Here is a 223-nt window from a genome sequence, read left to right as displayed (position 1 = left end):
CTCAACGACGGCGGCTGTTTTGCTTGGTAAAGGCAATATTCTGACCAAAGTAGGAAAGGGGACGACAGTCGGCCTGCTTATTTCCGATGTCGGTAACGTGATGACCCATGTTGGCGAGGGCACGACAGTGGGGTTTGCCAAAGGTAAAGCCAATCTTATCACCAAAGTTGGGGATGGCACCGGGGTGAATGCGGTCTGGGGTGAAGCGAATATCCTGACTCAG

The 223-nt window shown here is 52.9% G+C and carries 1 protein-coding gene; it reads left to right on the top strand.

Annotation, left to right across the window (positions count from 1 at the left end):
* Window positions 1–223 (top strand): hypothetical protein (locus tag ACGF5R_RS25165; RefSeq protein ID WP_387693363.1); only part of this gene is annotated, 223 nt, incomplete at both ends.

This window comes from Photorhabdus sp. RM71S, assembly GCF_042879355.1.
In the GTDB taxonomy this organism is placed as follows: Bacteria; Pseudomonadota; Gammaproteobacteria; order Enterobacterales; family Enterobacteriaceae; genus Photorhabdus; species Photorhabdus kayaii.
This window is presented reverse-complemented; position numbering and strand designations above follow the sequence as displayed.